Origin of the sequence: Microbacterium algihabitans (genome assembly GCF_032464975.1) — a bacterium.
Lineage (GTDB): Bacteria > Actinomycetota > Actinomycetes > Actinomycetales > Microbacteriaceae > Microbacterium > Microbacterium algihabitans.
Window position 1 is genome coordinate 11,795 of the sequence record NZ_JAWDIU010000006.1, and the last position, 24,455, is coordinate 36,249.

Annotated in this window: 25 protein-coding genes and 1 tRNA gene; 9 read left to right on the forward strand and 17 right to left on the reverse strand. The window is 70.6% G+C overall.

The genetic code is table 11. The features are described from left to right. The first annotated feature begins 95 nt into the window (after positions 1–95). The gene (locus RWH43_RS14665; RefSeq protein ID WP_316001818.1) at positions 96–974 is read left to right on the forward strand and encodes an NAD(P)-dependent oxidoreductase; all 879 of its coding nucleotides are present in this window, start codon (positions 96–98) and stop codon (positions 972–974) included. A 66-nt stretch (positions 975–1,040) separates the two neighbouring features. On the opposite strand, the gene RWH43_RS14670 is transcribed toward RWH43_RS14665, so the two are convergent. The 3 genes from RWH43_RS14670 to RWH43_RS14680 are packed head-to-tail and all read right to left on the reverse strand — an operon-like array spanning position 1,041 to position 4,224. After that, positions 1,041–2,042, reverse strand: coding sequence for a zinc-binding dehydrogenase (locus RWH43_RS14670; RefSeq protein WP_316001819.1), 1,002 nt, complete (start codon positions 2,040–2,042; stop codon positions 1,041–1,043). A gap of 17 nt (positions 2,043–2,059) precedes the next feature. Next, positions 2,060–2,839, reverse strand: coding sequence for an SDR family oxidoreductase (locus RWH43_RS14675; RefSeq protein WP_307212381.1), 780 nt, complete (start codon positions 2,837–2,839; stop codon positions 2,060–2,062). Beyond that, complete coding sequence (locus tag RWH43_RS14680) at positions 2,836–4,224, reverse strand: GntP family permease (RefSeq protein ID WP_316001820.1); 1,389 nt, start codon at positions 4,222–4,224, stop codon at positions 2,836–2,838. The genes RWH43_RS14675 and RWH43_RS14680 overlap by 4 nt, the downstream gene beginning before the upstream one ends. Before the next feature lie 143 nt (positions 4,225–4,367). Between RWH43_RS14680 and RWH43_RS14685 the strand changes: the two genes are divergently transcribed. The 6 genes from RWH43_RS14685 (at position 4,368) to RWH43_RS14710 (ending at position 10,072) form a co-directional block, all read left to right on the forward strand. Continuing rightward, a complete protein-coding gene (locus RWH43_RS14685; RefSeq protein ID WP_316001821.1) occupies positions 4,368–5,063 on the forward strand; it encodes a FadR/GntR family transcriptional regulator in 696 nt (231 codons plus the stop codon). 35 nt (positions 5,064–5,098) lie between these two features. Further along, on the forward strand, positions 5,099–5,617 hold the full coding sequence (locus RWH43_RS14690) for a gluconokinase (RefSeq protein ID WP_154097582.1): 519 nt from the start codon (positions 5,099–5,101) through the stop codon (positions 5,615–5,617). A gap of 88 nt (positions 5,618–5,705) precedes the next feature. Beyond that, positions 5,706–7,301, forward strand: a complete 1,596-nt coding sequence (gene gnd, locus RWH43_RS14695) for an NADP-dependent phosphogluconate dehydrogenase (RefSeq protein WP_144834275.1) — start codon at positions 5,706–5,708, stop codon at positions 7,299–7,301. Positions 7,302–7,317: 16 nt separating this feature from the next. Further along, positions 7,318–7,785 carry a VanZ family protein gene (locus tag RWH43_RS14700; protein ID WP_316001822.1) on the forward strand — a complete coding sequence of 156 codons (468 nt, stop codon included), beginning with the start codon at positions 7,318–7,320 and terminating at the stop codon, positions 7,783–7,785. A 5-nt stretch (positions 7,786–7,790) separates the two neighbouring features. Next, a complete protein-coding gene (locus RWH43_RS14705) occupies positions 7,791–8,525 on the forward strand; it encodes a response regulator transcription factor (RefSeq protein ID WP_144834271.1) in 735 nt (244 codons plus the stop codon). Next, entirely contained in the window at positions 8,522–10,072 is a 1,551-nt protein-coding gene (locus RWH43_RS14710; protein ID WP_316001823.1) for a sensor histidine kinase, read from the forward strand. The genes RWH43_RS14705 and RWH43_RS14710 overlap by 4 nt, the downstream gene beginning before the upstream one ends. Before the next feature lie 96 nt (positions 10,073–10,168). Here RWH43_RS14710 and RWH43_RS14715 read toward each other — a convergent pair whose 3' ends face one another. The 7 genes from RWH43_RS14715 to RWH43_RS14745 all read right to left on the reverse strand — a co-directional run bounded on the left by RWH43_RS14715 (position 10,169) and on the right by RWH43_RS14745 (position 16,552). Then, complete coding sequence (locus tag RWH43_RS14715; protein ID WP_316001824.1) at positions 10,169–10,771, reverse strand: hypothetical protein; 603 nt, start codon at positions 10,769–10,771, stop codon at positions 10,169–10,171. A gap of 44 nt (positions 10,772–10,815) precedes the next feature. Beyond that, positions 10,816–12,369, reverse strand: a complete 1,554-nt coding sequence (locus tag RWH43_RS14720; RefSeq protein ID WP_316001825.1) for an FAD-dependent oxidoreductase — start codon at positions 12,367–12,369, stop codon at positions 10,816–10,818. Then, the gene (locus RWH43_RS14725; RefSeq protein WP_316001826.1) at positions 12,366–13,241 is read right to left on the reverse strand and encodes an FAD:protein FMN transferase; all 876 of its coding nucleotides are present in this window, start codon (positions 13,239–13,241) and stop codon (positions 12,366–12,368) included. Before RWH43_RS14725 ends, RWH43_RS14720 begins: the two co-directional genes overlap by 4 nt. 5 nt (positions 13,242–13,246) lie before the next feature. Next, positions 13,247–13,738 (reverse strand): FMN-binding protein, encoded by a 492-nt coding sequence (locus RWH43_RS14730; protein WP_144834263.1) that lies wholly within the window; start codon positions 13,736–13,738, stop codon positions 13,247–13,249. A 268-nt stretch (positions 13,739–14,006) separates the two neighbouring features. Continuing rightward, positions 14,007–15,041: a ribose-phosphate diphosphokinase gene (locus RWH43_RS14735; RefSeq protein ID WP_144834261.1), complete on the reverse strand. Its 1,035-nt coding sequence runs from the start codon at positions 15,039–15,041 to the stop codon at positions 14,007–14,009. After that, positions 15,031–16,479 carry a bifunctional UDP-N-acetylglucosamine diphosphorylase/glucosamine-1-phosphate N-acetyltransferase GlmU gene (glmU, locus tag RWH43_RS14740; protein WP_144834259.1) on the reverse strand — a complete coding sequence of 483 codons (1,449 nt, stop codon included), beginning with the start codon at positions 16,477–16,479 and terminating at the stop codon, positions 15,031–15,033. Before glmU ends, RWH43_RS14735 begins: the two co-directional genes overlap by 11 nt. A 1-nt stretch (position 16,480) precedes the next feature. Next, positions 16,481–16,552: transfer RNA gene (locus tag RWH43_RS14745), tRNA-Gln, on the reverse strand. A 145-nt stretch (positions 16,553–16,697) separates the two neighbouring features. Here RWH43_RS14745 and RWH43_RS14750 point away from each other — a divergent pair. Further along, positions 16,698–17,150: a MarR family winged helix-turn-helix transcriptional regulator gene (locus RWH43_RS14750; protein WP_144834339.1), complete on the forward strand. Its 453-nt coding sequence runs from the start codon at positions 16,698–16,700 to the stop codon at positions 17,148–17,150. Beyond that, positions 17,147–17,659, forward strand: a complete 513-nt coding sequence (locus RWH43_RS14755) for a hypothetical protein (RefSeq protein ID WP_144834257.1) — start codon at positions 17,147–17,149, stop codon at positions 17,657–17,659. The genes RWH43_RS14750 and RWH43_RS14755 overlap by 4 nt, the downstream gene beginning before the upstream one ends. Before the next feature lie 27 nt (positions 17,660–17,686). Here RWH43_RS14755 and RWH43_RS14760 read toward each other — a convergent pair whose 3' ends face one another. The 7 genes from RWH43_RS14760 to RWH43_RS14790 form a co-directional block, all read right to left on the reverse strand. Further along, the gene (locus RWH43_RS14760; protein WP_316001827.1) at positions 17,687–19,480 is read right to left on the reverse strand and encodes an ABC-F family ATP-binding cassette domain-containing protein; all 1,794 of its coding nucleotides are present in this window, start codon (positions 19,478–19,480) and stop codon (positions 17,687–17,689) included. A 217-nt stretch (positions 19,481–19,697) separates the two neighbouring features. Then, positions 19,698–20,615, reverse strand: coding sequence for an ABC transporter substrate-binding protein (locus tag RWH43_RS14765; RefSeq protein WP_144834253.1), 918 nt, complete (start codon positions 20,613–20,615; stop codon positions 19,698–19,700). Positions 20,616–20,654: 39 nt separating this feature from the next. Continuing rightward, complete coding sequence (locus tag RWH43_RS14770; protein WP_154097574.1) at positions 20,655–21,413, reverse strand: ABC transporter permease; 759 nt, start codon at positions 21,411–21,413, stop codon at positions 20,655–20,657. After that, complete coding sequence (locus RWH43_RS14775) at positions 21,410–22,090, reverse strand: ABC transporter permease (RefSeq protein WP_144834249.1); 681 nt, start codon at positions 22,088–22,090, stop codon at positions 21,410–21,412. Before RWH43_RS14775 ends, RWH43_RS14770 begins: the two co-directional genes overlap by 4 nt. Beyond that, positions 22,087–22,911, reverse strand: coding sequence for an ABC transporter ATP-binding protein (locus RWH43_RS14780; RefSeq protein WP_316001828.1), 825 nt, complete (start codon positions 22,909–22,911; stop codon positions 22,087–22,089). Before RWH43_RS14780 ends, RWH43_RS14775 begins: the two co-directional genes overlap by 4 nt. A gap of 14 nt (positions 22,912–22,925) precedes the next feature. Further along, entirely contained in the window at positions 22,926–23,228 is a 303-nt protein-coding gene (locus RWH43_RS14785) for a DUF427 domain-containing protein (RefSeq protein WP_144834245.1), read from the reverse strand. Positions 23,229–23,363: 135 nt separating this feature from the next. After that, complete coding sequence (locus tag RWH43_RS14790) at positions 23,364–24,296, reverse strand: 4-(cytidine 5'-diphospho)-2-C-methyl-D-erythritol kinase (RefSeq protein ID WP_144834243.1); 933 nt, start codon at positions 24,294–24,296, stop codon at positions 23,364–23,366. Between the last annotated feature and the right edge of the window lie 159 nt (positions 24,297–24,455).

The window sequence follows — 24,455 nt, forward strand, 5'->3', positions numbered from 1 at the left end:
TCGCCGCCGCGGGTGGACCCGCGACGGTCTCTCTCGAACTTCGTTCACCATATTGAACCCTGTTCAACCTGTTGTCCAGCCGGTAGGATCGGTTCATGACAACGCTCGATGACGTGCGACTCGGCGTGTGGGGCCTCGGCGCCATGGGCGAGCCGATGGCCTCGCACCTGCTCTCCGCCCGCGGATCCCTCACCGTTCACGCGCGACGCGAGAGACCCGGTCTCACCGGAGCCGGAGCCGTCTGGGCTCCCACCGCCCGCGAGCTGGCGGAGGTGACGGATGCCGTGCTGGTGATGCTCCCCGACCTCCCCCAGCTCGAAGAGCACCTCGACGGCCCCGACGGGCTGCTCGCCGGCGTCGGCGGACGGGACTTCCTGCTCCTGATCGGGTCGACGTCGTCGCCCGTCGGCGTCCGCGAGCTCGCCGATCGGCTGCCCGACGGCATCCGGATCGTGGACTGCCCCGTGTCGGGCGGCGAAGACGGCGCGAAGGCCGGGACCCTGTCGATCATGCTCGGCGGCGACGAGGCCGACACCGATCGGGCGGCCGCCCTGCTCGCGCCGTGCGGCACCCCCGTGCGGCTCGGGCCCCTCGGCGCGGGCGAGGTGGCGAAGGCCTGCAACCAGATGGTGGTGGCGGCGACGATCCTCGCGCTGGGCGAGGCGACCGAGCTGGCCGCGCGATCCGGCGTCGACCCCGCCGCCCTCTGGGAGCTGCTCGGCGGCGGGTACGCCGGGTCGAACCTGCTGCAGAGCCGACGCGAGAAGCTCGTCACCGGCGACGACTCCCCCAGCGGCGTCGCCTCGTACATGGTGAAAGACCTGCGCTTCGCCGCCGACATCGCCGAGGCCACCTCGACGCGGCCCGCCCTGCTGCCCGCGCTGCGCGCCGCCTTCGACGAGATCGTCGAGCGCGACCTGGGCGACCGCGACATCGCCGTGACGCGCCGGTTCACCGCCGAACGCAGCTCCTGACGCCGGAACCGCCCCGAGAACGACGAAGCGGAGCGACCCGAGGGCCGCTCCGCTTCGTCGTATCGGTCAGAGGGCGAAGACGACCTTGCCCGACCGCTCGGAGTCGCGCGCGACGGCGAAGGCCTCGTCGGCATCCGTCACCGCGAACTCGTGCGTGATCGCACTCTCGATCGCCGGGTTCGCCGCGAGCAGCTCCACGGCCGCGTCGATCTCGTCGCGGAAGCGGAAGGCACCGAAGTAGCGCACCTCCTTCGAGATGAACGGTGCGAGGTTCACGGGCCGCGCGTCGTCGGGCAGCATGCCGACCTGCACGACCGTGCCGCCCGCGCGCACCGCCTTCAAGGCCGTCGAGATCGAGACGGGCACGCCCGAGCATTCGAGGACCACCGCGTAGGCACCGGCCTCGACGGCCTCGGTCGAGACGTCGATCGTCGCCTGGGCGCCGAGGGCCCGAGCGCGTTCGAGAGGACCCGCGAGCACGTCGGTCGCGGTGACGCGCGCCCCGGCGGCGGTGGCTGCGGCGACGGACATCAGGCCGATGGGCCCGGATCCGGTGACCAGCACCTCGAGACCCTCCACCGGGCCCGTCTTGCCGAGGGCGTGCAGAGCGACGGCGAGCGGCTCGGCGAGCACGGCCCGACGCACCGGCAGCTCGGTCGGCAGCGGGCGCACCATGCCGCTCTCGACGATCAGGTACTCGGATGCCGCGCCCTGGGTGTGCGGCCAGGTGGAGGCACTGCCGAGGTACGAGCCCCCGGGCCACAGGTGCGGAGCGTCTTCGATGCCCTCGCGCGGCGTGCCGAACCGGGCGGGGTGCACGGTCACGGGCGTTCCCGGAGCGAGCGCCCCTGAGGGGTCGAGATCGACCGTGCCGGAGAGCTCGTGCCCGGGCACGAGCGGCTCGCGCAGCACGAACGCGCCGTTGGCGCCGTCGAAGAAGTAGTGCAGGTCGGATCCACAGATGCCGACGTAGGCGACCCGCAGACGGACCTGGCCCTCCTCCGGCTCGGGGACGGCGACCTCGCGCACGGCGGCGGTGCGAGCCGACTCGATCAGCAGCGATTTCATGGTGTGCTCCTCCACGATCAGACGACCGCCGTCATTCCGCCGTCGACGAAGATGTTCTGCCCCGACACGAAGCTCGAGGCGTCGGATGCCAGGAAGAGCAGCGCCCCGCGCAGCTCGTCGAAGTCGCCCCAGCGGGCGGCCGGCGTGCGCTGGGTCAGCCAACGAGTGAACTCGGGGTCGTCGACGAGGTCGCGGTTCATCTCGGTCGCGAAGTACCCCGGGCTGAGGGCGTTGACCTGGATGCCGTGGCGGGCGAGGTCGGCCGCCATGCCGGCGGTCAGCTGCGCGACGCCGCCCTTGGTGGCCGAGTACGGCGCGATCGTCTGGCGCGCCAGGCGCGACTGCACCGAGGCGACGTTGACGACCTTGCCGGAGCCGCGCGCGACCATCGCGGGGGTGACGAAACGCGAGACGTAGAAGACGCCCGACAGGTTGGCCGCGACGATGTCGTCCCAGTCCGACACCGCGAACTCGTGGATCGGCGCGCGGCGCTGGACGCCGGCGTTGTTGACGAGGATGTCGGGCACGCCGACCGCCTCGACGACTCCCCCGATCGCGGCCTCGACGGCCGCGGCATCCGTGACGTCGAACACGACGGCGTGGGCGGGGCGACCCGACAGCTCCTCAGCCTCGGCGCGGGTGCGCTCCACGGCATCCGCGTCCCGACCGTGCACGATCACGCGGGCGCCGCCGCGCGCGAGGGTGAGGGCCAGCGCGCGGCCGAGGCCCCGCGACGAGCCGGTGACGAGCGCGAGCCGATCGGAGACGTCGAACAGGTCGGCGTTCGAGCCCGTCACAGCAGCGCCCCGATGCCGAAGACGGCCAGGGCCGCGACGAAGCCGAGAACCGACTCGATCGCCTGCTGCACGGTCCAGGTCTTCAGGGTGGTCTTGACATCCATGCCCATCAGGCGCCCGACGAGCCAGAAGCCCGAGTCGTTGACGTGACCGGCGAACACCGATCCGGCCGCGGTCGCGAGCGTGATCGCGACGACCTGCAGGGGCGAGAAGTCGCCGGCCATGACGGCGGGGGCGGCGAGACCCGCGGCGGTCACGAGCGCGACCGTGGCCGAACCCTGCGCCAGACGCAGGATGACGGCGATGACGTAGGCCGCGACGATGACCGGCAGACCCAGGTCGCCGAGGCTGTCGGCGAGCGCGTCGCCGATGCCCGAGGCGCGCAGGACCGCGCCGAACATGCCACCGGCGCCCGTGATGAGGATGACCGAGCAGACCGGGCCGAGGGCCGAGTCGACGACCTTCTCGAGCGCGGTTCCGTTCTCGCCCCGGCGGAAGCCGAAGACGACCGTGGCGACGAGGACCGTGATCAGAAGAGCGACCGGCGAGTTGCCGAGCAGGATCAGCACCTGCACGAAGGTGTTGTCGGTGTCGACCGCACCGGCCGCGCCGAGGGTCGTGAGACCGGTGTTGAGGAATATCAGCAGCATGGGCAGCAGCAGCACCAGGATGACGGTGAGCGGCTTGGGCGGGTTCTTCGGCTGGTCGGCGTCGACGTCGCCGAAGAGCAGCGGCACGGGGAGCACGATCCGGCGCGCGATGAACTTGCCCCAGAGGTAACCCGAGAGGTACCAGATCGGGAAGGCGATGATCAGGCCGACGATCAGCAGCAGACCGAGGTTGGCGCCGTAGAGCTCGCTCGCGGTCACGGGGCCCGGGTGCGGCGGGAGGAAGACGTGCATCACCGAGAACGCGGCGGCGGCCGGCAGGCCGAACAGCAGGACGTTGTTGCCCGAGACGCGGCGCGCGATGGCGAAGATGATCGGCAGCATCATGACGAGCCCGGCGTCGAAGAACATCGGGAATCCGAGGATCAGCGAGACGATGCCGAGGGCGAAGGGCGCGCGCTTCTCTCCGAAGACCCGCACGAAGGTCTCGGCGAGCGATTGCGCGCCGCCGGAGTGTTCGATCAGTCGCCCGAGCATCGCGCCGAGCGCGACCAGCAGGGCGACCGTCCCCAGCGTCCCGCCGAAACCGCCGGTGAGCGTCGACACGATCGCCGACACGGGGATGCCGGCGACGAACGCCGTCACGAGCGACACGATGATGAGGGCGAGGAAGGCGTGCACCTTCAGCCAGATGATGAGCACCAGGATGAGCGCGATGGCGCCCGCGGCGATGGCGAGCAGGGGCGCCGTGCCGAGTGTTTGAGTCCAGTCGTCCAAGAGATCTCCGTTGATTCAAGCCTTCGGACGCGTCATCGGGCATGCTGTGTCAGCCCCGCGTCCGCCGAGGCGGTCACGGCATCTTCACACAATGATCATATTTTTGCCAAGATAAGGTCGTACCTAAGACCCGAGGAGGGGTAATGGCTCGAGCGACGCACGGCTCGCTGGTCGACGCGATCGGCATCCGCATCGTCGACGGCGATCTGCCGCCCGGTACCGTCCTGACCCTCGCCGCCCTCGAGGCCGAGTACGCCGTTTCGCGCACCGTCGTGCGCGAGGCCGTCCGCTCCCTCGAAGCGCTGGGCCTCCTGTCCCAGCGCCGCCGCGTCGGACTCACCGTGCGCGAGCCCGAGCACTGGAGCGCCCTCGACACCCGCCTCATCGGGTGGCAGCTCGCAGGTCGCCGGCGCGACCAGCTGATCGTCAACACCACCGAGCTCCGCGCGGCGGTCGAACCCGTCGCCGCCCGCCTGAGCGCTCGGCGCGCCACCGACATCCAGCGCGGCGAGATCCTGCGTCTGGCCGACGAGCTCGCCCGCCTCGGTGCGGCCGGCCTCGGCAACTCCCCCGAGTACCTCGCGGCCGACATCGCCTTCCACGACCTCATCCTCATCTCGAGCGGCAACCTCATGCTGGCCGCCGCCCGCGCCCCCATCGCCGCCGCGATCGAGGGACGAGCGATGCACGGGCTCACCCCGGGGGTCCCGAACCCCGACGCCCTCGACAACCACGTCGCCACGGCCGAGGCCATCGGACGCGCCGACGCCGACGCCGCCGAGGAGCACACGCGCCTGTACGTCGCCGCCGTGCTCACCGAAGTGCGCCGCACCATCTGATTCCGCCCCGTCCGCTTTCGACGAAGAGAGATTCCATGACCGCTCCCGTTCCCGTCCTGGTCTTCATGGGCCCCGCCGGCACCGGCAAGTCCACCGTCGCCGGCATGCTCGCCGGCCGTCTCGGCTGGGACTTCCAAGAGGGCGACGACCTGCATCCCGCCGAGAACGTCGCCAAGATGGCATCCGGTCACGCCCTCACCGACGACGACCGCTGGCCCTGGCTCGACCGCGTCGCCGCGTGGATCGACGGGCGGATCGCCGCCGGTCGCCCGGGCATCATCACGTGCTCGGCCCTCAAGCACAGCTACCGCGACGTGCTGCGCCGCGACGACGTCACCTTCGTGCTGCTGATGGGCGACCCGAAGCTCGTTCTCGAGCGCCTGCTGCGCCGCCAGGGCCACTACATGCCGCCCTCGCTGCTCACCTCGCAGTTCGAGACGCTGGAGATGCCGGATGCCGACGAGCAGGCGATCCGCGTCGACCTCGACCTGACCCCGGCCGAGCAGGTGCAGGAGGTCATCGACCTGCTTCAGCTCACCCATACCCCCTCCTGAAACACACGCGGGCCGAGCCGATAAAGTGGCGGAGGCGGCCCGCGTGAGCCCGCCCACCCCTTCCTCGCACCTGAACACGGAGCAACGAATGACGTCGACCCCCTCCCCGACCGGACCCTCGAGCGACCAGGATCAGGCCCCGCACACGGCCGCACAGGTGCACGAGGGTGCACCCGGCATCGAAGAGGTGGATCGTCCCACCGCCGAGGCCGACTCCCGCCCCCAGGGCGAGGGCGACGGCCGCGCCAACATCGGCGTCGTGGGCCTCGCGGTCATGGGCTCGAACCTCGCCCGCAACCTCGCGAGCCGCGAGGGCAACACGGTTGCGATCTTCAACCGCAGCAAGGACAAGACCGAGCACGTGCTCGAGCAGCACCCCGAAGCGAACTTCGTCGCCTCGTTCTCATACGAGGACTTCGCCGCGTCGCTGTCGAAGCCGCGCACCGCGATCATCATGGTCAAGGCCGGCCGCCCCACCGACTTCGTCATCGACGAGCTCGTCAAGGTCTTCGAACCCGGCGACATCATCGTCGACGGCGGCAACGCGCTGTTCACCGATACCATCCGCCGCGAGAAGGCCGTGCGCGACACCGGCATCAACTTCGTCGGCATGGGCGTCTCGGGCGGCGAAGAGGGTGCCCTCCGCGGCCCCTCGATCATGCCCGGCGGCTCCGACGAGGCCTGGGCCACGCTCGGCCCGATCCTGAAGTCGATCGCCGCGGTCGCCGAGGGCGAGCCCTGCGTCACGCACGTCGGCCACGACGGCGCCGGCCACTTCGTCAAGATGGTGCACAACGGCATCGAGTACGCCGACATGCAGCTCATCGCCGAGGCCTACGACCTCATCCGCCGCGCCACGGGCAAGAGCCCGGCCGAGATCGCCGACGTGTTCGCCGAGTGGAATCGCGGCGAGCTCGAGTCGTACCTCATCGAGATCACCGCCGAGGTGCTGCGCCAGACCGACGCCGACACGGGCAAGCCCCTCGTCGACGTGATCCTCGACCAGGCGGGCGCCAAGGGCACCGGCGCGTGGACCGTGCAGACCGCCCTCGACCTGGGCGTGCCCGTGTCGGGCATCGCCGAGGCCACCTTCGCGCGGTCGCTGTCGAGCCACCCCGAGCAGCGCTCGGTCTCGCGCGAGCTCCCCGGCCCCTCGGGCACCGAGGTGCTGTCGGGAGAGGACGCCGACGCGTTCATCGAGCAGGTGCGCCTGGCGCTGTACGCCTCGAAGATCGTCGCCTACTCGCAGGGCTTCGACGAGATCCGCGCCGGTGCCGCCCAGTACGACTGGAGCATCGACCTGGGTGCCGTATCGAAGATCTGGCGCGGCGGCTGCATCATCCGCGCGCAGTTCCTCAACCGCATCGCCGAGGCGTACGACGCCGAGGCCGAGCTGCCGGTGCTGCTGACCGCTCCGTACTTCGTCGAGGCGCTCGGCCGCGCGCAGGACGCGTGGCGCCACATCGTGTCGCTGTCGGCTGCCAGTGGCATCCCGGCCCCCGCCTTCAGCTCGTCGCTGGCGTACTACGACGGCCTGCGCGCCGAGCGTCTGCCCGCCGCCCTCATCCAGGGCCAGCGCGACTTCTTCGGTGCGCACACCTACCGCCGCATCGACAAGGAGGGCACGTTCCACACCCTCTGGTCGGGCGACCGCACCGAGATCGAAGCCGAAGACACCCACTGATCGCGGGATTCCGACAGTGACGAAGCGGCGGCGGGCATGGCTCGTCGCCGCTTCGTGCGTCTACGCGGTCGCGGTGTGGTGGATGACGCTGCGACCGTCGATCTACGACCCCGAGGTCGGCGGCCTGCTGGCCCGGGTCCTCGCGGCTCTGCAGCTGTCGCCCCTGACGTCGTGGATCACGTTCGACGTCGTGGAGTCGGCCTCGAACGTCGCGATGTTCGTGCCGCTCGGCGTGCTGGTGATCGCCTGGGGCGGGCGGTGGTGGCACGGCCTCGTGCTGGGGACGGCGGTGTCGAGCGCGATCGAGCTCTGCCAGCTGCTGTTCCTCCCCACCCGGGTGGCCGATCTGCGCGACGTCGCGGCGAACACCCTGGGCGCGGCGATCGGGGTGGGTCTGATGCTCGTTCTCAGCCGGGCGCGACGCAGCTCACAGCATTCCCATAACGCTCGCCATAGAAAGCTCATAGATACGAGCGCACAATGAGTTCCATGACCGCGACCGCCGCCGCCCCCGCCTTCACCCGCCCCGACGGGAGCGCCCTGCGCGTGCTCGTCGTCGATGACGAGCAGATGCTCACCGACCTGTTGTCGATGGCGCTGCGCATGGAGGGCTGGGACGTGCGCACCGCCGGCTCGGGCTTCGATGCCCTGTCGGCCGCCCGGGATTTCGAACCGGATGCCATGGTGCTCGACATCATGATGCCCGACCTCGACGGCATGGCCGTGCTGCAGCGCCTGCGCCATTCGGGCAACGACGTGCCGGTGCTGTTCCTCACCGCGAAGGACGCGGTCGCCGACCGCGTGGCCGGCCTCACCGCGGGCGGCGACGACTACGTGACGAAGCCCTTCAGCCTCGAAGAGGTCGTGGCGCGCCTGCGCGGCCTGATGCGTCGTGCCGGTACCGCCCTCACCCGCGACTCGGAGCCGATCCTGCGCGTGGGCGACCTGTCGCTGAACGAGGACAGCCACGAGGTCGTGCGCGGCGACCGCGAGATCGAGCTGACCGCGACCGAGTTCGAGCTGTTGCGCTTCCTCATGCGCAACCAGCGTCGCGTGGTGTCGAAGGCGCAGATCCTCGACCGCGTGTGGAACTACGACTTCGGCGGGCGCTCGAGCGTCGTCGAGCTGTACATCTCGTACCTGCGGAAGAAGATCGACGCGGGCCACGAGCCGCTGATCCACACCGTGCGCGGCGTCGGCTACATGATCAAAGCTCCGCAGTGAGCCTCCCCCCGCGCCCCGCTCCCCCCGTCCCGCCCGAGCCCCGCGAATCGCTGCGGGCGCGCCTGCGCCGACCGTGGACGCTGCAGGCGCGGTTGATGACCGCCGTCATCGGCATGGTCGCGTTCATCCTCGTGATGATCGGCATCTCCACCAGCGCGATCCTGAGCCAGGTGCTGTACACCAACCTCGATGCCTCGGTGACCGAGACGGCATCCGGCCTTCAACCCCGCGTCGTGTTCCAGGACACCGCCGACGAGGTGCTCGAATCGGGCCGGTTCCCGACCGGCACGCTTCTGGTGATGAACTCGCGCTCCGGCTACACGGCCGCCGTCGTCGCCGACGAGGGTGTGCGCGCCCTCTCGACCGACGACCTCGGGCAGATCGTCGATAGTCTGCGCACGGCCGACCCCACGCCGACGGTCGACCTGCCGAACCTCGGCGAGTACCTCGTGCGGCTGTACCCCACGCCGGGCAGCGACGCCGTCTTCCTGGTGGGCCTGCCCCTCTCGAACGTCACCGGCACGATCGGTGCGATCCTCACCACCGTCGCGCTCGTCACTGCCGGCGGTCTGCTCCTGCTGGCCGTCGTCATCGCCGTCGTGATCCGCCTCGGTCTGCGCCCCCTGCGCGCCGTGGCAGAGACGGCGACGCGTGTCGCCTCGTTGCGCATGGAAGAAGGCGACATCTCCATCGACGAGCGCGTGCCCGCTGACCTCGTCGACGAGCACACCGAGACGGGACAGGTGGCCGCCGCCCTCAACACCCTGCTCGATCGCGTCGACGCCTCGCTCACCGCGCGCCAGCGCAACGAGGAGCTCATGCGTCGCTTCGTCGCCGACGCGAGCCACGAGTTGCGCACCCCCTTGGCCTCCATCCGCGGGTTCAGCGAGCTGTCGCTGAGCGCGATGCGTCAGGCGCAGGACGACGAGAGCCGCCAGCGCACGGCCCTGGCCGTGGAGACCACCGAGCAGTCGCTCGAGCGCATCCAGGCCCAGTCGTTGCGGATGACCACGCTCGTCGAAGACCTGCTGCTGCTCGCCCGCCTCGACGAGGGGCAGGAGCTGGTCTACGGCTCGGTGGACCTCACGCGGCTCGCCGTCGAGGCCGTCGGCGACGCGCGCCCCGCCGGCCCGGACCACTCGTGGACGATCGACGTGCCCGACACCCCCGTCGAGCTCGCCGGCGACGCCTCGCGCCTCCACCAGGTGATCGCGAACCTGCTCGCCAACGCCCGCACCCACACTCCCGCCGGGAGCGTGGTGAACGTTTCGGTCGCGCACGAAGGCGCCGAGGCGGTGCTGCGGGTGCACGACAACGGGCCCGGAATCGACCCCTCGGTCGCCTCGCAGCTGTTCGAGCGCTTCGCCCGCGGCGACCGATCGCGCGACCGCAAGACCGGCGGCACGGGCCTGGGCCTGTCGATCGCGCGGGCGATCGTCGACGCGCACCGCGGCACGATCACGGTGACCAGTTCGCCCGGCGACACGACCTTCGAGGTGCGCCTCCCCGCCAAGCCGGCCGACCCCGCGGGTGCGGCGACGGCCTGAGACGTCCCGCGGACTCGGCGGGTCCGTTGCGGGCGCGGCGACGGCCTGAGCAGAAGACGGCTCCGGATGCCGAGACTCAGGCGCTCACTGCGCGCCTCAGCCCCACAGCGGCTTCACCGACGGCGCGAGAGCGGCGATCCGCCCGCCGTCGAGGACGACCCGCGACTCGCCGATGCCGAACGCCGGCCACTGCACGACCAGTTCGAGCGGCCCCTCGGGGGGAAGCGGGTGGACCCAGAGCTGATTGCGCATCGTGTAGCGGTCGTCGTCACCGCTCCCGCTGCCGCCGTTGACGCGCATCGTGTGCCGGTCGGGGTCGGCGTCGAAGGGTGCACCGAAGCGATCCTCGGCGAACAGCCGCGTGCCGTCGCCGAGTACGACACCCCAGCGCAGGCGATCGGGCGCGAGCGCGCCCCTCCCCCAGTGCTCCGCGAACATCTCATGCACCTGACGCCAGTCGCCTTCGTCGATCGAACCGCGCCGCAGGTGACGATCGACCAGCAGTTCGATGCCGTCGGAGAAGACCCGGACACCCGTCAGCGCGATGACGACGTTCTCTCCGCGCGCGATCACCTCGGACACGGCGAACAGCACGGGCAGCTCGTCGGCGGACGGCTCGAACGACGGATTGCGCTCTCGACGCGGCTCGACGGGCGGCTCGGTGGCGGGCGGGTCGGCGGGGAAGAATCCGGACTCCATGCCCCCACTCTCCCTGACGCCGGCCGCGCCCGCCACCTTCTCCGTCAATACCCCGCGAACGCGTCGGTGGTCAGCGACTTCGCTTTCGACAGGGCCGGGGCGAGTGCGGAGATGAGCCGCGGCGGGCCCGACACATAGGCCGCGCGCTGCGCGAGGTCGGGCACCGCGCGCACGAGCGACGAGGCGTCGACGCGGTCCGGCCCCGCCCACTCCCAGCCCGCCGGCAGGTCACGCGGTTCGTCGCGCGAGAAGACGACGACGCGGATGCCGCTGGCGGCGATGTCGTCGCGGAACGCGAGCTCCTCGGCATCCGACACCACGTACACCAGCACGACGTCGCGCTGCTGATCGGTGGCCACGAGGTGACGCAGCTGCGAGACGAACGGCGTCACGCCGATGCCCGCCGCCACCAGCAGGACGGGTGCCGTGGGCCGCGACGGCAGCACGAAATCGCCCCACACGCCCGTCACCGCGAGGGTCGAGCCCGGCTCGACCGCCGCGAGGGCGCGTTTGTACGACGACTGCGAGCCGTCTTTGAAAGCGATCCGCACCTCGGGCAGGTCTTCGGGGGCCGAAGCGATCGAGAACTCGCGACGGGTCCCGCGTCCGTCGGGCTTGCGGTGCGGCACGTCGAGCTCGAGGTACTGCCCGGGCGAGAACGAGAACGGACGCGCCGCGCGGAAGGTCAGCTCGCGCACCGTGGGGGTCAGGTCGCGGCGCCCCTCGACCTGCAGGCGCACGGCAGCGCGCAGGCAGAACAGGAAGGCCACGAGGTTGCCGACCAGCAGGGCGCGCTCCTGACCGAGCGTGACCTCGCCGACGGGGATCGGCCAGCCGGCGAGCACGCCCACCAGCACCGCCACGACGTACTGCTGCATCCGCCGCGGCGGCAGGGTCAGGGGCTCCGACAGCATGAACGCCCCGAGGAACAGGAACGGCGACGAGAACGCCACCTGCAGCAGCACGCTCGGCACATCGACGGGGAAGCCCGCCGCCTGGAACTGCACGCTCGTGCGCGTGAACGCCACCGCCATCGCGACGACCCAGAAGACCACGACGATCGGGAGCTTGTCGGTGCGCAGCAGCAAGAGCACCCCGAGCACGAGCACGGGCGCAGCGAGCCACGGCGACCCCACCCACCAGGCCGAGGAGCCCAGGTCGGGCGACCAGATGCTGACGATCGTGAGCACCGACGCGCCGGTGGCGGCCGGGTTGAAGATGTGCCGGCCCCGCCACACGAGGAGGTACTTCGACGCGGATGCCACGACCCCGGCCAGCGCGAGTCCGGCGAGTCCCACCGGCTCGAGCGTGGGCCGCAGCACGAACAGCAGGATCGCGGCCGTGATGAGCGAGGACTCCACACGCCGCGGCATCCGGAGCACGCCCTGCGCGACCAGGTCCGTCGCCACGCACGCGAGGGCGAGCACGACGGCGCTCGCGACCAGTTCGAGCGGCTCGGGGACGACGAGGCCGGCGAACGACAGCACGAGCGAGATCACCGCGAGCAGGCCGAGAGAGGCCATGACCAGGCGGTACATCGACACGCGGCCGATCAGACCGAGCACGCGGGTCGAGCCCGCGGTGAGCGTGACGCTCATGAGAACACTTCTCCTTCGAATCCGGGCGACCACTCCACGCGGCCGTCGGTGCGCATGCGAACCCACTGCGCGTTCCACGAGGCCGCGAGGCGCGGGCCACCGTCGAAGAACAACGCGGTGGCCAGGGCGTCGGCGTGCATCGCGGTGTCGGCGAGGGCCCAGGTCGCCGCGAACGCGTTCACCGGCGCACCGGTGCGGGCGTCGAGAACGTGGTGCAGGCCCTCGCCCCACGCGCGACGGTTGATGGCCGAGGCCGCCAACGCGCCCTTCGTCACGGTGGCGATACCGATCGCGCGCGAGGCGTCGTACGGGTGCTCGAGACCGACCCGCACGGGCTCCCCGCGAACGGCCAGATCGCCCGAGGCGTCGACGACGACATCGCCCTCGACGTGGGCGGTGACCACGTCGAGCACCAGGTCGACGAGTCGCCCCTTGCCGAGAGCACCGACGTCGATCGTGGCCGGGGCGCCCAGCGACAGCGTGTCGCCCCAGGTGAGCAGATCGCGCCACGCGGGCGCGGGCTGCGGCCCTCCCCACGGGGCGAGGGTGAGGCGCGCGTCGTAGCCGAGGCGCGCCAGCGCGTCGCCGACCAACGGGTTCACGGCCCCGGCGGTCGCCTCGTCGAGCTCGCGGTAGAGCGAGAGCATGGCATCCGCGTCGCTCGGAGCGGGAACGGATGCCGCGCGCCCCTCGGCCAGCTCCGACACGAGCGAGTCGGCACGGAACCTCGACCACTCGCGGTCGAAACGCTCGATGACGGCCGACACGGCGTCGCGGGCGACCGTGGGCAGCTCGGCCGCCGTGTCGATCGCCCACGACGTGCCGATCGCGTCGAACGCCCAGGTCGAGGCCGTCGCGGTCGGGGTGACCATGATCGTCAGGCCTTGGCCTCGGTCTTGATCGTGTCGACCGCCTTGTTGAAGCCGCCGCTGGTCAGCGACGAACCGGCGACCTTGCTGACCGACAGCTCGTCGAGCTTCTTGCCGACGACCTCGCTCTGGATGCCGCCGATGAACTCGCCCTGGTAGCGCTTGGATTCCGCGGCCTGGGGGTCTCCGGTCACCTCGACGGCGGTGACGGTGTCGCCGGCCACCGTGAGGGTGACGTCGATCGTCTCGACGCTCTCGGGGGTCGCGTACTGCCCGGTGGCCTCGTACGTGCCGTCCTTGTACGCACCCGACGTGCTCGAGGCGTCGGCGGCCGCGCTGGTCGAGGGCGCCGAGCTCGCCGCGGGGGCGGCCTCGCTCGCGGCGGGGGCCGCGGCGTCCGACGTGCCGCCGGAGCAGCCGGCGAGCGTGACGATGCCGGCCACGCCCAACAGGGCGGTTCCGACGCGGACGGGACGGGGTACGGCTGTGGTGCGGATCATGAGGGTCCTCCTTCGGTCGTGCCTCGCGGCTCGGTCGAGCTCACGCTAGGGACACGACCTTGACGGCGAGCGGGTTCACACATTTGTGCCACCTGTGAGCGCTCGGTGCGCCGTCGTGCGGACGAGACGGTCGACACGCCCCCTCGCTAGCCGTCGGGACCGGCGTGTCGGCCCCGGAGTCCGCACGACGGCGCACGCGCGGCCTTCGAACGAACCCAGCCGCCTCCCCCGGAGGGCAGGCGGCTGGGAATGGTCGATCGGGAACGTCCTACGCGTCGCCGCCGAACATGCTCGTGACCGAGCCGTCTTCGAAGACCTCGTGGATCGCGCGCGCCAGCAGCGGCGCGATCGGCAGGACGGTGAGCCGGTCGAACCGACGCTCGGCGGAGATCGGGATGGTGTCGGTGACGACGACCTCGTCGATCGCGGGATCCTGCAGACGTTCGGTGGCCGGGTCGCTGAAGATCGCGTGCGTCGCCGCGACGATGACCTTGCGGGCACCCGACGCCTTGAGCGCCTGGGCGGCCTTCTGGATCGTGCCGCCGGTGTCGATCATGTCGTCGACGAGCAGGCAGGTGCGGCCCTTCACGTCACCGACGATCTCGTGCACCGAGACCTGGTTGGCGACCTTCGGGTCACGACGCTTGTGGATGATCGCCAGGGGCGCGCCCAGGCTGTCCGACCAGGTGTCGGCCACGCGCACGCGGCCCATGTCGGGCGAGACCACCGTGAGGGTCTCGCGGTCTTCGGTCGACAGGCCCTGCTCGAAGTGCTCGAGCAGCACCGGCTTGGCGAAGAGGTGGTCGACGGGGCCGTCGAAGAAGCCCTGGATCTGCGCGGCGTGCAGGTCGACGCTCATGATGCGGTCGGCGCCGGCGGTCTTGAGCAGGTCGGCGACGAGGCGCGCGCTGATGGGCTCGCGGCCGCGACCTTTCTTGTCCTGACGCGAGTACGGGAAGTACGGGGCGACCACCGTGATGCGCTTGGCCGAGGCGCGCTTGAGCGCGTCGAGCATGATGAGCAGCTCCATGAGCCACTCGTTGACCGGAGGGCCGAACGACTGGATGACGAACACGTCGCAGCCGCGGATCGACACCTCGAAGCGGGTGTAGATCTCGCCCGAGGCGAAGGTGCGGTGCTCGGTGGGGGCGAGCTCGGTGCCCAGGTGCTGCGTGACCTGCGCGGCGAGCTCGGGGTGCGACCGACCCGAGGCGACGACGAGCCGCTTCTTGGTCTTGGCGACGAGCCCGGGGGCGATGCCGTTGTCGCGGTCGAGGTCTACACGATTCTTCTTACGAGCCATCGGCCGCTTCCTGTTCAGCCCGAGCCCGCGCAGCCACGTCGGCCGCAGCGGTGCCCGGTCGGTTCTTCTCGACCCACCCCTCGATGTTGCGCTGGGGGGACACGCTGAGCGCCAGAGCACCGGCCGGAACGTCCTTGCGGATGACCGCACCGGCACCTGTCTTGGCACCGGCTCCAATCGTAACCGGCGCGACGAAGACGTTGTGCGATCCGCTGTGAACCTGGTCGCCGATGACGGTGCGGTGCTTGGCGACGTCGTCGTAGTTCGCGGTGATCGCGCCGGCGCCGAGGTTGACCCCGCGGCCGATCTCGGTGTCGCCGATGTACGACAGGTGGGGCACCTTGCTGCCCTCGCCGATCGAGGAGTTCTTCACCTCGACGAAGGTGCCGACCTTGCCGTTCACGCCGACGCGCGCGTTGGCGCGGAGGTAGGCGAACGGGCCGACGGTGGCGCCGGCCTCGACGACCGCGAGCGTGCCGTCGGTGCGGGTCACGGTGGCGTTCTCGCCCACCTCGCAGTCGGTCAGGCTCGTGTCGGGGCCGATGGTCGCGCCCGAGGCGATGGCTGTGGCGCCGCGCACGTGCGTGTTCGGCAGGATCGTGACGTCGGGGGCGAGCGTCGCGGTGACGTCGATCCACGTGGTGGCGGGGTCGACGACGGTGACGCCCTCGAGCTGCCAGCGGCGCACCGTGCGCGCGTTGAGGGTGCGCCCGGCCTCGGACAGCTGCACGCGGTCGTTCACGCCGAGCGCCGCGGAGGCGTCGCGGGTGACGGATGCCGCGACCCCGAGCTCGGCCTCGCGCAGCAGGGCGACGACGTCGGTGAGGTACTTCTCGCCCTGCGCGTTGGCGGTGCCCACGCGCGCGAGCTGCGTGCGCAGCGGTGACGCCTGGAACACGTACACGCCGACGTTGATCTCGGTGACCGCGGCCTCTTCGGCCGAGGCGTCCTTCTGCTCGACGATGCGGCTCACGCCGTCGGTGTGATCGCGCAGGATGCGGCCGTAGCCGAAGGGCTCGTCGACGCGCGCGCTCAACAGCGTCACGGCGGTCCCGCCGGAGCGGTGGGTGGCGAGCAGCTCGGTGAGGGTGCCGGTCTCGAGCAGCGGGACGTCGGCACTGAGCACGAGGACGTCGCCCTCGAAGCCGTCGAGCGCGTCGAGGGCGACCTCGACCGCGCGCCCCGTGCCGGGCACCTCGTCCTGATCGACGACGACGACGCCGGGAGCGAGCTCCGACACCGTCTCGGCCACGAGCTCGCGCTCGTGCCGCACGACGACGACGATGCGCGCCGGGTCGAGCGAGGCGGCGGTGTCGAGCACGTGCCCGACGAGCGGGCGACCGCCCACCGGATGCAGCACCTTGGGGGTGCGCGACTTCATACGGGTGCCTTGGCCCGCGGCGAGGACGACGACGGCCAGCTCGGTCGATGATGTCATGCTCCGCCGCCAGGATTCGAACCTGGACCTAACAGCTCCAAAGGCTGTCGTGCTGCCGTTACACCACGGCGGACCGCGCCCGAGGGCACCGGTCAAGTCTGCCAGACGCGGGCCCCACCGATGAGGGGCGCGCTGTCACGACGCGGTGGGCTGGCCATAATGAGAGCGTGAGCACGAGCCAGGACAGCGACGAGGTCGACCGCATCGTCGAGGCCTGGATGCGTCAGCGCCCCGACCTCGACTTCTCGCCCCTCGAGGTGCTCTCCCGCGTCGCGCGCCTGTCGCGCCATCTCGACATCGCCCGCAAAGAGGCCTTCCGCCGCAGCGACATCGAGTCGTGGGAGTGGGACGTGCTCTCGGCCCTGCGCCGCGCGGGCGAGCCGTACCAGCTGAGCCCCAAGCAGCTGCTGCAGCAGACCCTCGTCTCGAGCGGCACGATGACCAACCGCATCGATCGCTTGGTGGCCCGCCGGTTCGTGCGCCGCGAGGCCGATCCCGGCGACGGACGCAGCATCCTGGTCACGCTCACCGAAGACGGACGCGTTCGGGTGGATGCCGCGATCACGCGCCTGGTCGACGCCGAGGCCCTGCTGCTCGACGGGCTCGCCCGCAACGACCGCGACCGCCTCGCCACGCTGCTGCGCAAGCTCAGCCTGGGGTTCGACGCGTGAGCGCGCCGACGGACGCCCCCACCCGCTGGCAGCGGGTGAAGTCGTGGTTCGACGTACGCTTCCGCTCCCCCGCCGCCATCTACGGCCTCATCGTGTTCGCGGCGTTCGTGACCATCGCCGACGACCACGCCGATTCCGTCGGCGAGGTGCTGCTGAGCGCCGCCACCTCGCTCGTCGTCTTCTTCATCGCCCACGTGTTCGCCCACACGCTCACCGAGCACGCCGATCACGGTCTGCGGCACGCGACCCGCGAGGGCATGCGGCACGGCGCGGGCATGCTCTACGCCTCGGTCCCCTCGGTGCTCGTGCTGCTCATCGCGGGCGCGACGGGCGTGTCGGTCGACGACGCGGCCGACCTGAGCATGTGGTCGACCTTCATCGTGCTCGCCCTGCTGGGCTACAACGCTTACCGCCGTCGCGGCGCGGGCCTCGCGGGCCGACTGCTCGGGGCGTTCGCCACCGCGTGCCTGGGCGTCTTCATCGTGCTACTGGAGTACGCGATCCACTGACGCGCACGAAGGCGGTTCCGGATGCCGTCAGCCGATCGTCTCGGTGAGCTCGAACCACCGCATCTCGAGCTCGTCGCGCTCGCCCTCGAGAGCGGAGATGCGCTGCATCTCCTTGCCGAGCCCCTCGTAGTCCGCCTGGTCGTGGTCGACGAGCGCGGCCTTCGCCTTGTCGATCTGCTGCTGCAGCTTCTCGATGCGCCGCTCGGTGGCAGAGGCCTCCTTCTGCACGGCACGGAGTTCCGCGCCCTGCAGGCCCGGAGTCGAGGCGGAACCGCCGGTCGACGCGGACCGCGACGGCTCGGCATCCTGCATCGCCCGAAGACGGAGGTATTCGTCGACTCCTCCGGGGAGGTGCCGGAGCTTGGCGTCGAGGATCGCGTACTGCTGGTCGGTGACGCGCTCGAGGAAGTAGCGGTCGTGCGAGACGACGAGGAGGGTGCCCGACCACGAGTCGAGCAGGTCTTCCATCGCCGCGAGCATGTCGGTGTCGAGGTCGTTGGTGGGCTCGTCGAGGATCAGCACGTTCGGCTGGTCGAGGATGACCAGCAGCAGCTGGAGGCGCCGCTTCTGCCCACCCGAGAGGTCTTTCACCGGCGTCGACAGCTGCGCGCTCGAGAAGCCAAGTCGCTCGAGAAGCTGACCTGGAGTGAGCTCCTGCGACTTCGAGCCGGCACCGAAGGCGTAGGTCGTGCGGAGTCCCGCGATGACGACGCGCACCGGGTCGTTCAGGTGCTGGTCGAGCTCGTCGAGCCGCTGGGTGAGGGTGGCGACCTTGACCGTCTTGCCACGCTTGACGCGGCCGCTCGTCGGCTCGAGCGATCCGGTGACGAGGCTCAACAGCGTGGACTTGCCCGCGCCGTTCACGCCCAGGATGCCGGTGCGCTCGCCCGGCGCGATGCGCCACTCGACGTCCTCCAGCACCGTCTTGTCGCCGAAGGAGACGCCCGCGTCGAGCAGGTCGACGACGTCCTTGCCCAGCCGCGCGACCGCGAGGGACTGCAGGGCCACCTTGTCGCGGATCTCGGGCACGTCGGCGATGAGCTCGTTCGCCGCGTCGATGCGGAACTTCGGCTTCGACGTGCGCGCCGGGGCGCCGCGGCGCAGCCACGCGAGCTCTTTGCGCGCGAGGTTCTGCCGGCGCTGCTCGATCGACGCCGCCTGGCGGTCGCGCTCGACGCGCTGCAGGATGTACGCCGCGTACCCGCCCTCGAACGGCTCGACGATGCGGTCGTGCACCTCCCAGGTCGCGGTGCAGATCTCGTCGAGGAACCACCGGTCGTGCGTGACGACGAGAAGGCCGCCCGCCGAGGGCGCCCACCGCTTCTTGAGGTGGGCGGCGAGCCAGGTGATGGCCTCGACGTCGAGGTGGTTGGTGGGCTCGTCGAGGAACAGCACGTCCCAGTCGCCCGAGAGCAGCTTCGCCAACGCGACGCGGCGGCGCTGACCACCCGAGAGGTCGCCGAGACGGGCGTCCCACGGCAGGTCGCCGAGCAGTCCCGCGATCACGTCGCGCGTGCGGGAGTCGCCCGCCCACTCGTGCTCGGCGCGATCTCCGACCACCGCGTGGCCGATCGTGTCATCGTCGTCGAGGGTGTCCTGCTGGTCGAGTACACCGACGGTGACCCCGCCGCGCACGGTCACGCGACCGCCGTCGGGTTCGCGGATGCCGGCGAGCATGCCGAGCAGACTCGACTTGCCGTCACCGTTGCGGCCGACGATCCCGATGCGATCGCCCTCGTTCACGCCGAGCGAGACGGAGTCGAAGACGACCTTGGTCGGGTATTCCAGGTGCAGGGCTTCGCCCCCGAGCAGATGTGCCATATCCGTCCCAGGCTACGCGGTGCCCGGGGCGTCGGCATCCGCCCGCCTTTTCCGCGCGAAGCGCTCGGACGCGGGCCCCTCCTTCGCGCCGAGACGGCAACCCGCTGACAACCGGGCTGCACCCTGACATCGACATGTCGGCGAGATGCAGTCTCGCGGGCGAAAACGACGCGGGGCCGCCCGGCGAACCGGACGACCCCGCGTGAGCGGTACGGGCTCAGAAGCCGTTGGCCGAGAGCCACTCCTTGGCGATGTCGGGCGTCGACTCCTCGTCGACCGTGGACTTCACGTTCAGCTCGACGAGTCCCTCAGGGGTGAGCGCGGCGCTGACCTTGTTCAGCACGTCCGACACCTCGGACGCGACGTTCGAGTTGACGACCGGTACCACGTTGGACGCGAGGAACAGGCCCTTCGGGTCGGTCAGGGTGACGAGGTCGTCGGTCTGGATGCGAGGCTCCGACGTGTACACGTTCGCGACCTGCACGGTGCCGGCGACCAGGTCGTCGACGGTGGTCTCGCCGGTTGCCGAGAACTGCACCTTCACGCCGTAGGTCGACTCGAGTCCGGCGGGCCCGTACGGGCGCTCGGCGAGCTCGGCGTTGCCGCCCAGGGTGAGCCCCGTCGTCACCTTGGCGAGGTCGGCGATGCTGGTCAAGCCGTTCGCGTCGGCGAACGCCTTCGTGACCGTGTAGGAGTCCTGGTCGGTCGCGGACGACTGGTCGAGGACCTCAAGGCCCTCGGGGAGGGCCGCCGGCAGCGCCGCATACACATCGTCTGCGGTGCGCGCGGTGGTGTCCTTCTCGAAGAACTGCAGGAGGTTGCCGGTGTACTCCGGGAAGACCGAGACGGTTCCGTCTTCGAGGAGCGGGATGTACGCGTCGCGCTGACCGATCTGGAACTGGCGCGTCACGGTCTTGCCGGCGCCCTCGAGGGCCTGGGCGTAGATCTCCGCGATGATCTCGTTCGAGTAATAGGCCTGCGAACCGACGACGATGGTGTCGGACGAGCCGCTGGCGGCGCCGCCGCCGTTGCTCAGCGGGTCGGACGAGCCGCCGCTGCAGCCTGCGAAGGCGAGCGAGGCGACCGCGAGGCCGGCGATCAGGCCGAGGCCCTTGGTGGTTCGTGCTGTGAACATGGGTGCTCTCTTTTCTGGTGGTTCGGGAGTCGGGTGGGGTCAGGGCGCGGTCGGCGGTGCAGCCGGGGCACCCACGGCGATGGCCTCCGCGCGTCGCTGTCGTGCGGATCGACGCTGCGGCTGCGCAGCACCGGCCGCGCGGATACCGCGGGGTACGACCAGGTGCTGGAGGAGGGCGAAGAGACCGTCGATCACCAGGGCCAGCACGGCCACGAGAATGGCGCCGCCGATGAGGATGTCGAAGCGGCGCAGCGGGATGGCGGCGATGATGTACTGGCCGAGTCCACCGAGGCCGATGTAGGCCGCGATCGTGACGGTTGCGAGCACCTGCAGGGTCGCCGCGCGGATGCCTCCGACGAGCAGGGGGAGCCCGAGGGGCACCTCGATGCGCCAGAACACCTGCGTCTCGGTCATCCCCATCGACCGTCCCGCGTCGATGACGCGACGATCGATCGCCTCGAACCCGGTGTACGCGCCCGCGAGCAGCGACGGGATGGCGAGAACGATGAAAGAGATGACCGCCGCTTCGGGCTTGTGCAGCACTCCCAGCAGCAGGGTCAGCAGGATGAGGAGACCGAATGAGGGGATCGCCCGCGCGGCCCCGGAGATCGCGACGGCGGTCTCGCGCCCCTTGCCGGTGTGACCGATGAACCAGCCGAGGGGGATGGCGATCGCGCCGGCGATGACCATCGCGATGAGCGTGTACAGCAGCTGGCCTGCGATGGCGACCGGGATGGGGTCGAACTGCCCCGTGTCGCCGCCGAAGATCCATCCGATCGCGTCGCCGATGAGGTTCATGCCTTCACCAACGTCCGGTTGCCCTGCCGGGACACGGTCTTCGCTCCCCGCGTCCAGGGCATGAGAAGCCGTCCCGCCACGACGAGGAGCAGGTCGATGACCAGAGCGAGAACGACGACCGCGATCACGCCCGCGAAGACTTCAGGGATGATGCGCCGCTGCAACCCGTTGGTGAAGAGATAGCCGATGTTCTGGATGCCGACGAGGATGCCCACCGTCGCCAGCGCGATTGTGCTCGCGGAAGCCACGCGGAGCCCGGCGAGGACGACCGGACCGGCCAGGGGGAAGTCCACGGCCACGAAGCGCCGGAACGACCCGTAGCCGATCGCAGTGGAGGCTTGGCGAACCCCCGCGTCGACCGAGTCGAGGCCGTCGGCCACCGCTCGCACGAGGATCGCCACGGCGTAGATGGCCAGCGCCACGACGAGGTTCGTCTCGCTGACGATGCTGTACCACCCGGTCACGACGGGTACCAGGATGAGAAGGGCCAGCGACGGGATCGTGTAGAGCAGCCCGGTGATGGTGATGACACTGCTGCGCACCAGGCGGTATCGCCAGGCCACCCACCCGAGCGGAATGCTGATGACGAAACCGACCACGAGCGCAATGAGGCTCTGCCGCAGGTGCACGACGGTCAGCTGCGCGATGAGGTCGAGGTTGTTCCCTACCCAATTCACGGGTGAGCATCCTCCACGATCGCGCCCTGCGTACGCCCCTCGGCGTCGACCACGACCGTGCCGGTCGGCGTCTGCTTCAGGTGCAGCGCGCGCTTACCCTTGACCGCGCCGATGAAGCTGGCCACGAAGTCGCTCGCGGGGTTCTCGATGATCTCGCTGGGGGTGCCGACCTGGGCGATCTTGGCACCCTTCTCGAGGATCACGACCTGGTCGCCGAGCAGGAACGCCTCATCGATGTCGTGCGTGACGAAGACGATCGTCTTGCCGATGTCGCGCTGCAGGCGGAGGAGCTCCTGCTGCAGTTCGTCGCGCACGATCGGGTCGACGGCGCCGAACGGCTCGTCCATGAGCAGGATGTTGGGGTCGGCCGCGAGCCCGCGGGCGACACCGACGCGCTGCTGCTGGCCGCCCGAGAGATGGCTCGGGTACCGGTCGGCCATGGCCGTGTCGAGACCGACGGTGGTCATGAGCTCGAGCGCACGCGCACGAGCGGCCTTGCGGCTCTGGCCCTGCAGCACGGGGACCGTGGAGATGTTGTCGGCCACGGTGAAGTGCGGCATGAGCCCGGAATTCTGCATGACGTAGCCGATGCTGCGACGCAACTGCACGGCGGGCTTGCCGCTGATGTCGGCACCGTCGATCTGGATCGTGCCCGACGAGGGCTCGACCATGCGGTTGATCATGCGCAGCAGCGTCGTCTTGCCGCAGCCGGACGACCCGACGAACACGGTGGTCTGGCGAGAGGGGATGACGAGGTTGAAGTCGTCGACGGCGCGCGTGCCGTCGGGAAACACCTTCGAGACGGCGGAGAACTCGATCATGTGAGTGCCCGACCTCAGTCGGAGACCACGACCTTGCGGTCGAACGCGACGAATCCGGCGAAGTCCTTGCCGACGCGATCCACAGCGCCCGGGTACAGATCGGGGTACGACCATGCGCCGTCGGGGAGTTCCGCACCGTCGACCGAGATGTTCCAGTACTGGGCGGCGCCCTTCCACGGGCAGGTGTAGGGCGTGGGGCTCTCGTGCAGCGCGCCCTCGCGCACCGCCTGCGGCGGGAAGTACCAGTTGCCCTCGATCGAGGCCAGGTCGTCGCGGTCGGCTTCGGCGATCACGACGCCGTCGAGTGTTGCCTTCATGGGAAACCCCCTTCGTGGCGCCCCGCGGGCACGGCACCCAGCGGTGACGAACCACCTCGAACGAGGCTAACCAGGTCGCGGGGCCCCGAGGCGAAGATTGCTCCGTGTGTCGACCTGCACTATGGTGCGCCGCGGTCAGACCACACGGGCGCCCGGCACGGGGCCGTGCACGTGCAGAGCGACGAGTCCCGCCGCGCTGAGGGTGACCTGCAGGTCGATCGCGGAAGACTCGTCGGCGGTGAGGAACGCGAGCGTGGGACCGGATCCCGACACGATGCCCGCGAGCGCTCCCGAGCTCTCGCCGCGCTCGAGCACGCGCGCGAGATCGGGCCGCAGGTGCAGCGCGGGCGCCTGCAGATCGTTGCGCAGGGTCTGAGCGAGCATCTCGGCGTCGCCCTGGCGCAGCGCGTGCAGCACGTCGGGGTCGACAGCGGGCACGCGCGGCGCCGGGCCGATGTCGACGGCGTGGCGGCGGCGGTGCGCGTCGAGCTCGCCGTAGACGACGGGTGTCGACATGCCCTCGTCGTTGGGCACGAGCACCCAGTCGAACCGCCCGCGTGCGAGAGCGGGGCTGAGCTCGTCGCCGCGGCCTGTTCCGACCGCGGTCCCGCCGAGCAGGGCGAACGGAACGTCCGCGCCCAGTCGCGCCGCGAGACGGGCCAGCTCGCTCATCGGCATGCCGAGTCCCCACAGTGCATCGCACGCAACCAGGGCGGCGGCGGCATCCGCCGATCCCCCGCCCATCCCGCCGGCCACCGGAACGGCCTTGCGGATCGACAGATGGGCACCGCGGTCGATGCCGGCGGTCTGCGCGAGCAGGCGCGCGGCGCGCACGGCGAGGTTGCGGTCGTCGGTGGGCACGCCCCCGATGTCGACGGGGCCCTTCGCCGTCACGCTCAAGGTGATGTCATCGGCAGGGGTCGCCGTCATCTCCTCGTACAGCGACACCGCTTGGAAGGCCGTGGCGAGCTCGTGATACCCGTCGTCCTGGACGTCGCCGACCTCGAGGAAGACGTTGATCTTGCCGGGGGCGCGGACGCGGACGGATGCCGGCGGAGCAGCGCTCATCGCGCGGGCCGCTCGAACGTGCGTCCGACGGAGCCGGCGTGTGCGAAACTGGAACGTCGGCCCGGTTCCCGCCGTCGCTCGCAAAGCGGTTCGGGACAGACCGGGCCGGAGCGAGCGATTCGAGTCACTCTTCGACAGTAGCGCGCCGCTCCCCGCCGT